General features: G+C 56.2%; 14 protein-coding genes. 10 read left to right on the top strand and 4 right to left on the bottom strand.

From position 1 onward, the window contains the following. Window position 1 precedes the first annotated feature (1 nt). From U8T64_RS05835 to U8T64_RS05825, 3 genes are all read right to left on the bottom strand, one after another. On the bottom strand, window positions 2–850 hold the full coding sequence (locus U8T64_RS05835) for an ATP-binding cassette domain-containing protein (RefSeq protein ID WP_322181841.1): 849 nt from the start codon (window positions 848–850) through the stop codon (window positions 2–4). Then, a complete protein-coding gene (locus U8T64_RS05830; protein WP_322181839.1) occupies window positions 847–1260 on the bottom strand; it encodes a GntR family transcriptional regulator in 414 nt (137 codons plus the stop codon). The genes U8T64_RS05835 and U8T64_RS05830 overlap by 4 nt, the downstream gene beginning before the upstream one ends. A 413-nt stretch (window positions 1261–1673) precedes the next feature. Next, complete coding sequence (locus U8T64_RS05825) at window positions 1674–2024, bottom strand: hypothetical protein (protein WP_322181838.1); 351 nt, start codon at window positions 2022–2024, stop codon at window positions 1674–1676. A gap of 179 nt (window positions 2025–2203) precedes the next feature. On the opposite strand from U8T64_RS05825, the gene pfkB reads away from it, so the two are divergent. From pfkB to U8T64_RS05775, 10 genes are all read left to right on the top strand, one after another. Continuing rightward, window positions 2204–3130: a 1-phosphofructokinase gene (gene pfkB, locus U8T64_RS05820; protein WP_322181837.1), complete on the top strand. Its 927-nt coding sequence runs from the start codon at window positions 2204–2206 to the stop codon at window positions 3128–3130. Window positions 3131–3274: 144 nt separating this feature from the next. Further along, window positions 3275–4438 carry a 5-bromo-4-chloroindolyl phosphate hydrolysis family protein gene (locus tag U8T64_RS05815; RefSeq protein ID WP_322181835.1) on the top strand — a complete coding sequence of 388 codons (1164 nt, stop codon included), beginning with the start codon at window positions 3275–3277 and terminating at the stop codon, window positions 4436–4438. Window positions 4439–4514: 76 nt separating this feature from the next. After that, window positions 4515–5657 carry a toxic anion resistance protein gene (locus U8T64_RS05810; protein ID WP_322181833.1) on the top strand — a complete coding sequence of 381 codons (1143 nt, stop codon included), beginning with the start codon at window positions 4515–4517 and terminating at the stop codon, window positions 5655–5657. A gap of 159 nt (window positions 5658–5816) precedes the next feature. Continuing rightward, complete coding sequence (locus U8T64_RS05805; RefSeq protein ID WP_322181830.1) at window positions 5817–6374, top strand: LemA family protein; 558 nt, start codon at window positions 5817–5819, stop codon at window positions 6372–6374. 232 nt (window positions 6375–6606) lie between these two features. Then, window positions 6607–7629, top strand: a complete 1023-nt coding sequence (locus tag U8T64_RS05800; RefSeq protein ID WP_322181828.1) for a TPM domain-containing protein — start codon at window positions 6607–6609, stop codon at window positions 7627–7629. Between the two features lie 157 nt (window positions 7630–7786). Next, a complete protein-coding gene (locus U8T64_RS05795) occupies window positions 7787–8254 on the top strand; it encodes a hypothetical protein (protein ID WP_322181826.1) in 468 nt (155 codons plus the stop codon). 519 nt (window positions 8255–8773) lie between these two features. Next, on the top strand, window positions 8774–10495 hold the full coding sequence (locus U8T64_RS05790; protein WP_322181824.1) for an ABC transporter ATP-binding protein: 1722 nt from the start codon (window positions 8774–8776) through the stop codon (window positions 10493–10495). Window positions 10496–10541: 46 nt separating this feature from the next. Continuing rightward, a complete protein-coding gene (locus U8T64_RS05785; RefSeq protein ID WP_322181822.1) occupies window positions 10542–12299 on the top strand; it encodes an ABC transporter ATP-binding protein in 1758 nt (585 codons plus the stop codon). Between the two features lie 350 nt (window positions 12300–12649). Continuing rightward, window positions 12650–13102: a cytidine deaminase gene (locus tag U8T64_RS05780; RefSeq protein ID WP_322181820.1), complete on the top strand. Its 453-nt coding sequence runs from the start codon at window positions 12650–12652 to the stop codon at window positions 13100–13102. 51 nt (window positions 13103–13153) lie between these two features. Next, complete coding sequence (locus tag U8T64_RS05775) at window positions 13154–14464, top strand: pyrimidine-nucleoside phosphorylase (RefSeq protein WP_322181818.1); 1311 nt, start codon at window positions 13154–13156, stop codon at window positions 14462–14464. Between the two features lie 109 nt (window positions 14465–14573). Here U8T64_RS05775 and U8T64_RS13880 read toward each other — a convergent pair whose 3' ends face one another. Then, window positions 14574–14693, bottom strand: a complete 120-nt coding sequence (locus tag U8T64_RS13880; RefSeq protein WP_367575400.1) for a sensor histidine kinase — start codon at window positions 14691–14693, stop codon at window positions 14574–14576. Window positions 14694–14717 lie beyond the last annotated feature (24 nt).

Here is a 14717-nt window from a genome sequence, read left to right as displayed (position 1 = left end):
CTCAGGAATTTGTCAGCAGAATGAAAAGCTTTTGCAGGTCTACGCCGGAAAACTCCAGCTCCGGCCCGGCCGCCGCTTTGTCCGGCAGGCCCTCCACACAGGCGGAGCGCAGGCCGCCGATGGCCTCCACGTCCAGTACCTTCCGGCCCTTTATGTAATCCTCCACCGCCTGGGCGCCGCCGGATACCGTATAGACTCCGGCGGTGAGCTCCTCCCGGGGACAGGCCCGCAGAAGCGCTCCTTCCTTGAGGATCACCACGTCCTCAATAAACCGGGCGGCCTCTTCGATCAAATGGGTGGAGATCACAGCGGTAAAGGGCTTTTCCGCGTATTTCGCCAAAAGGATATGGTAAAAAAGCTCTCTGTGGTTGGCGTCCAGCCCCAGCACCGGTTCGTCCAGCAGCACATAGGGAACGTTGACGGAAAGCGCCAGCACCAGCTTAAAAATGGAAAGGTACCCGGTGGAAAGCCCTTTGACCCTTGCTTTCAAATTCAGCTGAAAGCTGTCCGCCAGCTTCCGGGCAAAATCCTCGTCAAAGGCGGGATAAAAATTCCGGGTCCAGCGGAAGGCCTCTGTTACCCGCATGGCCTCCGGATAGCAGGTTTTTTCGCTCATCAGGTAAAGCTTTGCCTGGGCGGCGTCGTTTTCCGCGGCGGGGGTTCCGTCAATGGTAACGCCCCCGGCGTCGGGAAAGATCCGGTTGGAAATAATATTCAGCAGGGTGGATTTTCCCGCCCCGTTTCTCCCCAGCAGGCCGCAGAGCTTTCCTTCGCCGAAGCTCAGGGAAACATTTTTCAGAGCCTGGGTCTGCTGAAAGCTTTTGGAAACATTTTCTACAAGAATGCTCATAAAGATACCCCTTTCTTTTCTGCTGTGTACCGGTCAGCCTTCTCGCCGGAAAATTCGCTTTGCACGATTTCGGAAAGCTCCTCGGCGGTCAGCTCAAGCCGATGAGCCTCGGCGACCATTGCCGCTACAAAATTTGGCGTAAAGCTTTGAAGACGTTTTTGCCGCACACGCTCCCGGGCGCCGGGGGAAACGAACATGCCCACGCCCCGTTTTTTATACAGGATCTGCTCCTCCACCAAAAGATTTACGCCCTTCAGGGCTGTGGCGGGGTTGATGGTGTACCGCAGGGAAAATTCCGTGATCGACGGGATCTGCCCCTCCTCCGGGAAGCCTCCGGTGAGAACAGCGTCCTCGATCCCTTCGGCGATCTGCTGGAAAATAGGCTTTTCCGAGTCAAACTTCAGCTCCATAGCCTTCCTCCTATCTGGTTAGTTAGTCAAGTAAATAACCAGTGAACAGGATATCAAAAAGGAACGCCCCTGTCAACCCCCTGTAAGAAAAATTTTTTGCGAGGGGGCGTTTTAGTTGTTAGCTGTTAGAGAAGGGCAAGTTCTCTCTTTTGTCATTCTGAGGAACAAAGTGACGAAGAATCTCGTTCTTAATCTCTATACAAAGAACCAAAGGATGAGATCCTTCACTTCGTTCAGGATGACAGAAAGAGGGCTTTCCTTTTCTAACAACTAACGGGGCAAATCCAATTTATTGAACTGTCTACCAATCTGTCATTCTGAGCCGTAGGCGAAGAATCTCTCCCTTGCCCTTCCAGAAGAGCGCGGCATTTCCGAAAAATAAAAAAGCCGCCGCGAAGCGGCGGCGGTGGAGCTTAAGAAAGGTCAGAGGAATTGGAGCCTGTGGAGGAATCGTTCCAGGTGGAGTTGCTTTCCAGCCTGCTGCTGTTGTCGTCATAGCGTGAGGAAAGGCCATCATCGTTCCGGGAAGAGAGGTCGTCCCGGTCGAGACGGGAGCTGTTCAGACCGGAATTTCTGGAAGTGTCGTTCCGGTCAGATTCCAGGCGGCTTCCGGTTTCGCTCATATCCTCTCCGGCCTTGGAGATGGCGTCTCCGGCTTTGGAAGCGGCGTTGGAAACTACATTGCCAGGCTTGTTGCCGCAGCCCGCCAGGAGAAGGGCCAGAAGCATGCACAGCAGGGGTACAAGAAGTTTATTTTTTATCATGGAGAAAACATCCTTTCTTTTTTTAGAAGCTGCGTTCCCCGGTGGGGACCGCAAATTCTTGATTTTCGCTATGGCTTAGAATCTCCAGCCAAAGCAAAAAAATACCCCTTCCGCCGGATTTGAAAAAATTTTTTCAAAATGATAAAATATTCTTAAGAATGTTGTAAGGTTGTGAGAGTATGATATGGACCGTGACGCTGAATCCCGCCATGGACTGCTACCTGTTCCCGGAGCGCTTTGAAAAGGGTGCGATCAATTCCTATGATAGATGCTGCTTCCGTCCCGGCGGCAAGGGTGTGAACGTATCTTTGCTGCTGACCTCGCTGGGCGTGGAAAATACCGCCCTGGGCATCGGCGCCGGCGCTTCCGGCCGGGAGATCGAAGCGCTGCTTCGGCAGGCGGGCTGCAAAACAGATTTTCTGTTTTTGAAGGAAGGGGCCTCCCGCGTGAACCTGAAGATCCGTACCCCGGAAGGGGAGGAAACGGACTTGAACGGAGCAGGGCCGGAGATCTCTGAGGAAGCCCTGGAACGGCTGGGAGAAAAGCTTTTCGCCCTTCAGCCCGGGGACGGGCTGGTGCTGGCGGGCAGTATTCCGCCGTCTCTTCCCACAGGCAGCTACGTGCGGCTTTTAAGGCGCGCCGGAGAGAAAGAGCTTTTTACTGTGGTGGACGCCGCCGGGGAAGCGCTGCTTGCGGCTTTGCCCTGCCGCCCATTTTTGGTCAAGCCCAATCTGGAGGAGCTGGGGGCGCTGTTCGGCACGGAGCTTCGGGAGCTGTCCGCTGTCATAGAAAGCGCTTTGGCCTTACAGGAAAAGGGCGCCCGGAATGTGGCGGTTTCTCTGGGAGAAAGGGGAGCGCTGCTGGTCTGTGAGGACGGCAGGCGGCTGTTCTGCCGGGCGGCGAAAGGGGAAGCGGTTTCCTCCGTGGGCGCGGGAGATTCCATGGTGGCGGGCTTTCTCTATGGCTGGCAGCTGCACAATACACTGGAAGGCGCTTTGCGCTGGGGCGTGTGTGCCGGTTCGGCCACAGCCTTTTCCCAAGGGATCGCCTCCGGGGAGGCCGTGCGGCGGCTCTATCCCGAAACAGGCAATATTCATGTTCTCTGAAAAGCGTGCACCGCTGAGATTTCAGTTGACAGAGAAGCGGTTTCCACGTACAATGTTATATAGTTGATTGCAAAAGATATCAGGTTAGTTCAGGGGCAAGCTTGGCCCGGTTTACTTTTTTAGAATAGGAAAGTGGTCATCACGATGAAACAGACTGGCAGCAGGCCCGTGGAGGAGGAATTTCGCTCCTCACAGATCTATAAGACCCTGAAAAGCTCCGGAATTCCCGTAGCGGATAAGATCGCCCAGGGGTTGGGAAAAGCCGCCGAGGGGCTGGACAGCGCCCTGGGCAGCATCGCGCCTGCGGTAAAGCGAAGCGTGGGTGTGCAAAACGGGTCGCCGCAAAGCCATACTCAAAGCACAGCCCCCACAGGAGGACAGCCTTTTTCCGGACAGCGGGCGGGGCAAACACCACCTCCCGGCCGAACCGCTCAGACCGCGGGGGTTCAGGGAAAAGGATATCCATACCAGTATCAGTACACATATCCCGCCGGAACCAACAAAACGGCTCCGGGGCGGCAGGCAGCTCCCGGGCAGCCTGTTCCGGGGCAGGCTGCGTACCCCGGCAGAAAGCCCGCGGGGGTCAATCGGGCCCCGGCCCCGCAAATGCCGGCCATGAAGCTGGTGCGCAAGGGGAGCCCGGCGAAATTTTACATTACCGGCGCCGCTGCGCTGCTTTACGCGCTGAATTTTCCATTGTACGAGGTCTCCCACTTTATCGTGTTCGGGCTGGTGCTTGCGGGGGTGTTTCTCCTTTCCGGTAAGCTGTTCCGGGGAAAGAAGGAATTTGTTCCCATCGAGCCGGTAAAGCCGAAGGAGAAGGAAGCACCCAAGCAGGAGGAAAAGCCCTCGCAGACCGGGAACCCGGAGGTGGATAAGATCATCGATGAGGGCAGGGAGTATTTGAAAAAGCTCCGGGCCGCCAACAACGCCATTCCGGACGAAAGCCTTTCCGAGTGCATTGACAGAATGGAAAGAGCTTCCGCCGATATTTTCCGCTTTGTGGCGGATCACCCGGAAAAGGCCCCGCAGATCAGGAAATTCATGAATTACTATCTACCCACCACCCTGAAGCTTTTAAGTAGCTATCAGCGGCTTTCCTCTCAGTCCGTGCGGGGAGAAAACATCACCTCTACCATGTTCAATATCGCCGGTATGATGCACACGGTGGCGGCCGCCTTTGAAAAGCAGCTGGATTCCCTGTTTACCGATGAGGCCATGGACGTTTCTGCGGATATTTCCGTATTCGAGACTCTCCTGAAGCAGGAGGGCTTTGTGGAGGAGCAAAAAGAGGAGAAAAAGCAGTAATGCTTTGAGGACACGCTCAATTATAATAAGGACCGCGCAGCAGCGGCCCTGAAACCATCAGAAAGGATGCTGTCACATGGATAATGAGATCAAGCTGACCCTGGAGGCCGAAGAGCCCCAGGCCCCCGCCCTCACGCTGAACCCGGAGGAAACCGCCAAGGAGACCGCGGTGGAGCCTGTTGTGCTGGACGAATCCGCCTTGACCCCTGAGGAGCAGAAGGCTGTAAACGAATTTGCCGAGAAGATCGACCTGACGAACAGCACCCTGGTGCTGCAGTACGGCTCTGCCGCCCAGAAGAAGATCGCCTCCTTCTCCGATACGGCTCTGGATAAGGTGCGCACCAAGGATCTGGGGGAGATCGGCGATGAGATCTCCAGCCTGGTGGTGGAGCTGAAGGGCTTCGATATCGACGAGGAGGAGAAAAAGGGTCTGTTCGGGTGGTTCAAAAATACCGGCAATAAAATCACCGCCATGAAGGCCCGGTACGACAGCGCCGAAACCAATGTGGATAAAATTGCCGCGGCCCTGGAAAATCATCAGGTTCAGCTGATGAAGGACGTGGTAATGCTGGATAAGCTCTATGAAATGAATCTGAACTATCACAAGGAGCTTTCCATGTACATCATTGCCGGCAAGAAAAAGCTTCAGCAGGAGCGGGCCACCCGGCTGGTGGAGCTGCAGAACAAGGCAAAGCAGAGCGGCCTGGCGGAGGACGCCCAGGCGGCTAACGATTTTGCCCAGCTGTGCGATAATTTTGAAAAGAAACTGCACGACCTGGAGCTGACCCGCATGGTAAGCGTGCAGATGTCTCCCCAGATCCGTCTGGTGCAGAACAACGATAAGCTGATGACGGAAAAGATCCAGTCCACCCTGGTGAACACGATCCCCCTGTGGAAAAGCCAAATGGTGCTGGCTCTGGGCGTGGCCCATTCCGCCCAGGCGGTAAGAGCCCAGCGGGAGGTATCGGATATGACCAACCAGCTGCTGCGCAAGAATGCGGAGAAGCTGAAGATGAGCACTATCGAAACCGCCAAGGAATCCGAGCGGGGCGTGGTGGATATGGAGACCCTGCGTATCACCAACCAGTCCCTGATCCAAACCCTGGACGAGGTGGTAAAGATCCAGGACGAGGGCAGGGCAAAGCGCCGGGCCGCCGAGCAGGAGATTGGCAAGCTGGAAGGCGAATTGAAGCAGAAGCTTTTGGATATTCACCAGTGAAGTTAGTTGTTAGAGGACGGTCAAGGGCGCAAGGCTAAAGGTATCCTTCTTGTCATTCTGAGCCGAAGGCGAAGAATCTCGTCCTTTAGCCAGTAGTTATTTAGAAAAGACCACTGCATTGTGTTTTATGGGTTTTACCCTAAAGGAGCTTTGGAAGCCATGAAAAAGAAAAATGTGATCGGCGCTTTGGTAATGGCGGGAATGATCCTGGTTTCCGTTCCCTTCGGCGCCAACCGTTCTCTGAACCGTCTGCGGGAAGAAACGCGGGACGAGGCCTATTATTATGACAGCACCGGGTATGCTATTTACGAAGGGCTGGAGAAGCAGCAGGCAGCGGCCCGAAACCTTATCACCGTGGCGGAGCGCTATGTGGAAAGCAATCCGGGGCTGGATCCGTATCTCGATGAGCTCACGTACCGTGCGGATTTCTGCGAGAAATTTTACGATCCCGGAGATCCGAAAGAGGTGGAATCCTACGGTCTGCTGGTGGAAGCCGCCCAGGGGCTTTCCGGGCAGCTGGAGGGGATCAGGCTGAACGAAAAGGACGAAAAATACCCCCGGCAGCTGATTGCCGAAATAGAATCCGAGCAGGATAAGCTGGAGCGCAGCAGCTATAATGACGAGGCCAGGGAATTTAACGAGACCCTCACAAGGTTCCCCGCAAGCCTGCTGGGAGAGCTCACCGGAGTGAAAGAACTGGGCGTTTTCGGGCAATAAGGGCAACACCGCACAAAGATTGTGCGCAAGTTGTACAGTCAGATTTTTCGTCAGAGTGCACAGATTGAGTGCAGCCAATCTTGCGATTGACAAACGAGAGCTGCGTGCTATGGCGGAAAATATGCAAGCAAATTGTGTACAAAGGCCTCTGGCCGGTCTTTGTGCGGTGTTGCCTAAGGTTTTTTACAGCCGGCAATGTCCGGCTGTCTGTTTTCAGAAAGGGAGAATCGCCATGACAAGAAAGACCCGCGTACCGCATATTCTCAAAAGCTTTGCCGCGCTCTGCTTCACAGCGCTGCTTTTGTGCTCCTTGTCCATTCCCGCCCTGGCCGCTGTGCCGGATCGGCCCCAGAACCAGTACGTGCTGGACGAGGCCGGGGTGCTGGATAGCGCCACGGAGCGGGAGATCATTTCCAAAAACCAGAAACTTTTTGAGAAAACCGGCGCGGAGATCGTCATTGTCGCTGTGGATTTTTTGGGCGGCCAGGAGATCGATGATTATGTGTTTGAGCTGTTTAACTCCTGGGGCGTTGGCTCAGAGCAGCGGAATAACGGCATTTTGCTGGTAATGGCCATCGGTGAGGACAATTATTACGCCCAGGCGGGCTATGGAATAGAGGATTATTTCGACAGCAGACTGCAAAGCCTGCTGGACGAATATCTGGAGCCGGATTTCGCCGCCCGGGATTACGATGCCGGCGCGAAAAAATTTTTCGACGCGGTATATACCGAGCTGGAAACCTATTCCTATGACGACAGCTATGATGATCAGGAATACGGCCAGGGCGGCGCCAATACGGACAATTATGATTACGAGTACGAAAGCGGCTACCGTGCTTCCGATTTTGTCTTTACGGTTCTCCGGTTTGTATTCCGGATCGTGTTGGTGATCATTGTCATTGTGGTGATCCTCGCTGTGATCCGGGCGCTTTCCGGCGGCGGAGGAGGCCCCGGCAATCCCGGCGGTGGTGGAGGCGGAGGCGGCTTCTGGCGCGGCATGTTCTGGGGGAATATGCTGGGCAGCAGACGGCGCAGAGGCTGGTATGCGCCTCCGCCGCCTCCTCCCCCCGGCGGCTTTGGTCCCGGCCCCCGGCCCCCCAGAAATGGCGGCGGTTTTGGAGGCTTTGGCGGGTTCTCCGGCGGAGGGCGTTCCGGGGGTTTCGGCGGTTCCCGCGGCGGTTTTTCCGGCGGCGGTCGCTCCGGTGGCTTCTCCCGTGGCGGCGGCTCTCGCGGAGGCGGCGCAGGCAGAAGATAAGCGGCTGCACGCACAGTGACGAACGATGGCGGCGCTGTCATGCGGCACCATGAAAAGCAAGGATCCATCAACAGGGATTTTTGCTTTCCTCGAAAGGGGATCCCATATTCTATCAGAGAAAAACAGGCCGAATTTGAAACAGGAAAGGATGAGTTACATGAAGCAATGCTTTCACTGCGGGGCCAATGTACCGGAGGAAGCGGTAAGCTGCCAGAACTGTGGAACGGTTTTGCCCCCAGAGACGCCGCCTGCTTCCCAATCCGCAGGGCCCGCCATGCCGCAGCCTGTCCCGCCGCCCTTTTATTCAGCGCCTCAGCCCCGTGCCGGGGCGCCCTGGTACCCCAGCCTGCCCGCTCCTGTGCCTCAGCTGCGCAGAGTCTTTTCCTGGGCAGACGTGTGTACCATTTTGGGCTTTGCCTCCTCGGTGATCGGCTATTTCTGGGCCAGTCTGGTATTACTGCCGCTGGGCCTGGTGACCTCCCTCATTGGCTTTAAGGGAAATAAAACACGGGCCCTTGCCGTGGCGGGAATCGTGGTTTCCGCCATTGGTCTTTTGATCAAGCTGATGATGATCCTGAACGATGCCAGTTGGCTGCCCTATTGGATCACCAACGGCATTTGGTGAGGAAGTTGTTAGCCGTTAGTTGTTAGTTGTTAGAGAAAGGCAAGGGCGAAGCTTTTTTCCTTAAGAAATGGCAAAGGGCAGGCTTGTCCTTTCTTCACGGCGCAATAGCTGAGCGCGGCTGACGGTTGATCACCGCATGTTCCATCATATTTTACATGATCCTCTAAGGATAGGGGATCATAAAGGAGAGAAACAGTGCCTGCTGTTTTTCTCCTTTGTTTTTCCGGGAAAAGCTTGAAAATGCCATGAGAAACAGTTGCGGCAAAAGGAAAATATTGCTACAATAAAGTAAAGGTTATTTGAAAAATCGTAAACGCCGTCTTTTTGCCCAATGCGGACGGATTTTTGCGTTGGAAATCTCAGACGGGCATCAGCCCGTCTTGTGGTCCTCCGCCTTGAAACCGTCTCGCCTTGTACAAAATCCGGCATTTTCTCTGTTTTCAAACAACCCCTAGCCGAACGGTTAAATTCGCACCGACTGGCTAAGAAAAGCAGACCTGAAAAGCGAGGAAGATCTGTGTGAAAAAGCTGCTTTGTTATATGAAAGGGTATCGAAAGGAATGTGTGCTTTCGCCGGCCTTCAAGCTGCTGGAGGCTTCCTTTGAGCTCCTGGTGCCTCTGGTGATGGCGGCGGTGATCGACACCGGCATTAAAAATGGAGACAGGCCCTATATTATCCACATGTGCCTTCTGATGGTGGCGCTGGGCGTGATCGGCCTTTGCTGTACCCTGGTGGCCCAGTATTTTGCCGCCAAGGCCGCGGTGGGTTTTTCCTCCCGGCTGCGCCAAGCGCTGTTTGCCCGTATCCAGAAGTTGAGCTATTCCCAGCTGGACCGGGCGGGTACCTCTACGCTGATCACCCGTATGACAAGCGATATAAACCAGGTGCAGAACGGTGTGAACCTTACCCTGCGCCTGCTTTTGCGCTCTCCCTTTGTGGTGTTCGGCGCTATGCTTATGGCCTTTACTATTGACTGGAAGGCCGCCCTGGTGTTCGCGGTAGTGATCCCGCTGCTGTTTCTGGTGGTTTTTTGGATCATGCTCTGGACCATGCCCCGGTACAAGCGGGTGCAGGCGGGGCTGGACCGGGTGCTGGGCGTAGCCCGGGAAAACCTGACCGGCGTTCGGGTGATCCGCGCTTTCGGCAGGGAAGAGGCGGAGATTCGGCGGTTTGACGAGGAAAACGAGAGCCTTACCCGCATGCAGACCTTTGTGGGAAAGGTTTCCGCACTGATGAATCCTTTGACCTATATTTTAATCAATCTGGCCACCATGGCGGTGATCTGGGTGGGAGGTCTGCGGGCAAATACCGGGGCCGTCACCCAGGGCCAGGTGGTGGCCCTGGTCAATTACATGGCGCAGATCCTGGTAGAGCTCATCAAGCTTGCCAATTTGATCATCAACATTGCCAAGGCCCTGGCCTGCGCGGGCAGGGTGGAGGCGGTGCTGGAGCTGCCTGTGGGAATGGAACTTCCCCGGCAGGGAGAAACGGGGAAACGCCCCGGCGCCCTGGCCTTTGAAGATGTGAGCCTTACTTACGGCGGCGCGGGGGCGGAGTCCCTTTCCCATATCAGCTTTTCCGCAGAGCCCGGCCAGGTAGTGGGGATTATCGGCGGCACAGGCAGCGGGAAAACCAGTCTGGTGAATTTGATCCCCCGGTTTTACGACTGTACCTCCGGCAGGGTGTTGGTCAGCGGAACAGATGTAAGGGAATGGGACCCGGAAGCTCTCAGAAGCCGGGTGGGGGTGGTGCCTCAGAAGGCGGTGCTTTTCTCCGGTACGATCCGGGAAAACCTGTTATGGGGCAAGGAGGACGCCTCGGAGGAAGAGCTTTGGCAGGCGCTGGAGACTGCTCAGGCGAAAGATTTTGTAAAGCAGAAAAAACAGGGCCTGGACGAGCCGGTGGCTCAGGGGGGAAGAAATTTCTCCGGCGGCCAGCGGCAGAGGCTCACCATTGCCAGGGCCCTGGCGCGAAAGCCCGATTTTCTGATTCTGGACGACAGCGCCAGCGCTTTGGATTACGCCACTGATCTGAAGCTGCGCACCGCCATTGCCGATTTGCCCAACAGCCCCACGGTGCTGCTGGTTTCCCAGAGGGCGGCCTCTGTGCGGCAGGCCGATGTGATCGTCGTGCTGGACGACGGTGAAGCGGTAGGCGTGGGAACCCACGATGAGCTGCTGGAAAGCTGTCAGGTCTACCGGGAGATCTATGAATCCCAATTCCAAAAAGAAAAATCGTGAGCGTCTGACTAGGGTTTGATCTTACGGAGAAAGAGTGGTCGAAGCAATGAGCAGGCAGGTGGAAAAAGCAAAAAAAGGCACGCTGAAAAAGGTGCTTTCCTATCTTCGCCGGTATTGGTTTTTTATGGCGCTGTCCGTTTTGCTGGCGGCGGCTTCCGTGGCGGCGTCTCTCTATATCCCGATCCTTACCGGCAGCGCGGTGGACTTGATCCTCGGTCCCGGGCAGGTGGATTTTTCCGGGATCTTCCGGATCCTTGTGAAAATCGGCATTGCCATCGGTGTGGCGGCCCTGTGCCAGTGGACCATGAACGTAAGCAATAACCATGTGGCCTACCGTGTGGTACGGGATATTCGGCAGGACGCCTTCCGCAGGCTGCAAAAGCTGCCGCTGCGCTATCTGGATTCCCACCCGGCGGGGGAGGTAGTCAGCCGCATGGTGGCTGATGTGGATCAGTTTGCCGATGGGCTGCTCATGGGTTTTACTCAGCTGTTTACCGGGGTGCTGACCATTCTCGGCACGCTGTTTTTCATGTTTTCCGTGAATGTGGGCATTTCTCTGGTGGTGGTGCTGGTCACCCCCGTTTCTCTGTTTGTGGCGGCCTTTATCGCCAAGCGCACCTATGATATGTTCCGGCTGCAATCCCAGGTGCGGGGGGAACAGACAGGCTTTGTAGAGGAAATGGTGGGAGAGCAGAAGGTGGTGCAGGCCTTCGGCAGGGAGAAGAAGGCGCTGGAGCAGTTTGACGAGGTCAACGAGCGGCTGCGCAAATGCTCTCTGCGGGCCATTTTCTTTTCCTCCATTACCAACCCCTCCACCCGGTTTGTCAATTCCCTGGTGTATACGGGAGTGGGCCTGGTAGGGGCGCTTTCCGTGGTGGGCGGCGGCCTTACCGTAGGCCAGCTTTCCTGCTTTTTGAGCTATGCGAATCAATACACCAAGCCCTTTAATGAAATTTCCGGTGTGGTGACAGAGCTGCAAAACGCCTTGGCCTGCGCGGGCAGAGTGTTCGAGCTCATAGAAGAGGAGCCTCAGCTTCCGGACAGCCCGAATGCGGTACAGCTGGAGCATGTGGAGGGCCGGGTCTCCATCGAGGACGTGTTCTTTGCCTATCAAAAGGGTCAGCGGCTCATCGAGCATTTCAATTTAGAGGTAAAGCCCGGCCAGCGGGTAGCCCTGGTGGGTCCCACCGGCTGCGGCAAAACTACCGTCATCAACCTTCTGATGCGGTTTTATGATGTGGATTCCGGCGTGATCCGGGTGGAGGGCACGGATATCCGGGAGGTCACCCGGAACAGCCTGCGGAAAAACTACGGCATGGTGTTGCAGGATACCTGGCTCAAGCAGGGAACGATCCGGGAAAATATCGCCTACGGCAAGCCGGAGGCCACCCTGGAGGAGGTGGTGGAGGCGGCCAAAGCCGCCCATGCCCACAGCTTCATTAAGCGCCTGCCCCAGGGATACGATACCGTCATCGGCGAGGACGGCGGCGCCATCAGCCAGGGACAAAAGCAGCTTTTGTGCATTGCCCGGGTGATGCTCTGCCTGCCGCCCATGCTGATTCTGGACGAGGCCACCTCCTCCATTGATACCCGCACCGAAGCCCGCATTCAAAAGGCCTTTGCCAAAATGATGCAGGGCCGCACCAGCTTCATCGTGGCCCACCGCCTTTCCACCATTCAGGACGCCGATGTGATCCTGGTCATGCGGGACGGCCATATCATCGAGCAGGGAAGCCATCAGGCACTGCTGGCCCAGGGCGGCTTCTACGCCGAACTCTACAACAGCCAGTTCGCGGCGGGGTGATGTAAGATTTAAGGTGTGGGCAGAGTTTGATAAATTGGAATTTAGCGGTTACCCGCCCATTTTCTATTTTGTCATTACTGAACAGAAAGCAAGGCAGCCTTGCTTTCTCGGTGAAGAATCCCGTCCTTTGTTCTTTTGCCCTGGAATCAAGGGCGAGATTCTTCGCCAAGAAAGCTATCGCTTTCTGCGTTCCCCAGAATGACAAAAAAGAGAACTTTCCCTTTGCCCTTCTACACAGAGAATGAAGGACGAGATTCTTCGCCTACGGCTCAGAATGACAGTGAGGGGCTCTCCTCTAACAACTAACAGCTAACGATGAACAACTATTACCCCGAAAGGAGCCGGTCAATATGGAACCTGTGAAAAAGGACGGAATGGAGGGGCTGTATCAAGCACTTCTTCAGCGGGCGGCGGAGGCCAGGGAAACGGCGTACTGCCCCTATTCCGGCTTTGCGGTGGGGGCGGCGCTGCTGTGCGCGGACGGTACGGTGTATTCCGGCTGCAATATTGAGTGCGCTTCCCTTTCGCCGGGAAGCTGCGCGGAGCGCACCGCTTTTTTTCGGGCGGTAGGAGACGGAAAGCGGGAGTTTCTCGCCATTGCCATAGCGGGCGGCCCGGCCCATGAGCCGCCCAGGGAGCTTTGCCCGCCCTGCGGCGTGTGCAGGCAGGTCATGCGGGAGTTCTGCGGGCCGGATTTTGAGATCCTTCTCACAGACGGAACAAACCAAAAGCGGTATACCCTGGCGGAGCTGCTGCCCGTTTCCTTTGGGCCGGAGCAGCTGGGAGAGCGGGAAAAGTGTTGAAGCCTGTTTCCCTTGTTTGTGGGAACAAGCTCCGGAAAAGGAGGCGGTTTTGTGCGCATGGTGGATATCATTCACAAAAAACGGGAGGGCGGTGAACTGACGGAGCAGGAGCTTGTCTTTTTTGTCCGAGGCTTTTCCGAAGGGAAGATCCCCGATTACCAGGCCTCCGCCTTTTTGATGGCGGTTCTTTTTCGCGGCATGACCCGCCGGGAAACGGCCTGCCTCACTTTGGAAATGGCCCATTCCGGAGAGATGGCGGAGCTTTCCGCCATCGACGGGGTGAAGGTGGATAAGCACTCCACCGGGGGAGTGGGAGATAAAACCACCCTGATCTGCGGGCCCATTGCCGCGGCCTGCGGGGTGAAGATCGCCAAAATGAGCGGCCGGGGGCTGGGGCATACCGGCGGCACGGTGGATAAGCTGGAAAGCATTCCCGGATTTCGCACGGAGCTGCCCCGGGAGGAATTTTTCTCCGTTGTAAACCGCACCGGAATGGCTCTGATCGGCCAGTCCGGAAATCTTTGCCCGGCGGATAAAAAGCTTTACGCCCTGCGGGACGTGACCGGCACGGTGGAAAGCCTGCCGCTGATCGCCTCCAGCATCATGTCAAAAAAGCTGGCCGCCGGAGCGGATGCTATTTTGCTGGATGTAAAAATGGGCTCCGGCGCGTTTTTGAAAAGTCGGAAAGATGCCCGTGCTCTGGCGGAGGAAATGGTGCGTATTGGCCAGAGCGCGGGGCGGAAGACCCTTGCCCTGATCACGGATATGGATCTGCCGCTGGGCAGGAAGATCGGCAACGCCCTGGAGGTACAGGAGGCCTGTGAGGTTCTGCGGGGAACGGGAGAAAAGCGGATTTCCGCTTTGTGCTTGGAGCTTGCGGCAAACATGATCTATCTGGGCCGGCAGGCGGAATCCCCGGAGGAAGCCCGGGAAAAGGCGAAGCAGGCGGTAAGCTCCGGCGCGGCCTTTGAGAAGCTCTGCGAAACGGCGGAGGCTCAGGGCGGGGACAGTTCCTTCCTGCGGGAACCGGAAAAGCTTTCACTCTCTCCTGTAAGGAAAGAGGTGCGTGCACCCGAAACGGGCTGGATCACCGCACTGAACGCGGAGGAATGCGGGCTTGCCGCCATGGAACTGGGGGCCGGCCGGGAAACAAAGGAAAGCAAAATCGACCTCGGCGCGGGGATCTCCCTTCTCAAAACAAAGGGAGATCCCGTCATAGCCGGGGAGCCCCTTGCCCTGCTGTACAGTGAAAGCGAGGAAAAGTGCCGCCGAGGCGAGGAACGCCTGCTTTCCGCGCTGCGGTTGGGCCCCGCGCGGCCCAAGGAAGAGCCCCTGATTTTAGAGCGGATCGAGGCGGAATAACGCCTGCCTAGGCCGGGACCTCAAGCGGCTGACCTTTTGACTGAATGAAACAAGAAACAGGAGACATGGAAATATGCCTCCTGTTTTTTGCTTTATTCGGAAAAGAAAATTACAGATCGGATCTGATATTCAGATATGGAACGCAAAGCCGAACCGTAGTCCCTTCTCCTCGCTTGCTTTGATAGGTCAGGCCGTATTCTCCGCCGTAATACAGCTTGATCCTTTCCATCACATTTTTGATGCCGTAACCGCT

The sequence above is a fragment of the Neglectibacter caecimuris genome (genome assembly GCF_034335015.1).
In the GTDB taxonomy this organism is placed as follows: domain Bacteria; phylum Bacillota; class Clostridia; order Oscillospirales; family Acutalibacteraceae; genus Acutalibacter; species Acutalibacter caecimuris_A.
This window is presented reverse-complemented; position numbering and strand designations above follow the sequence as displayed.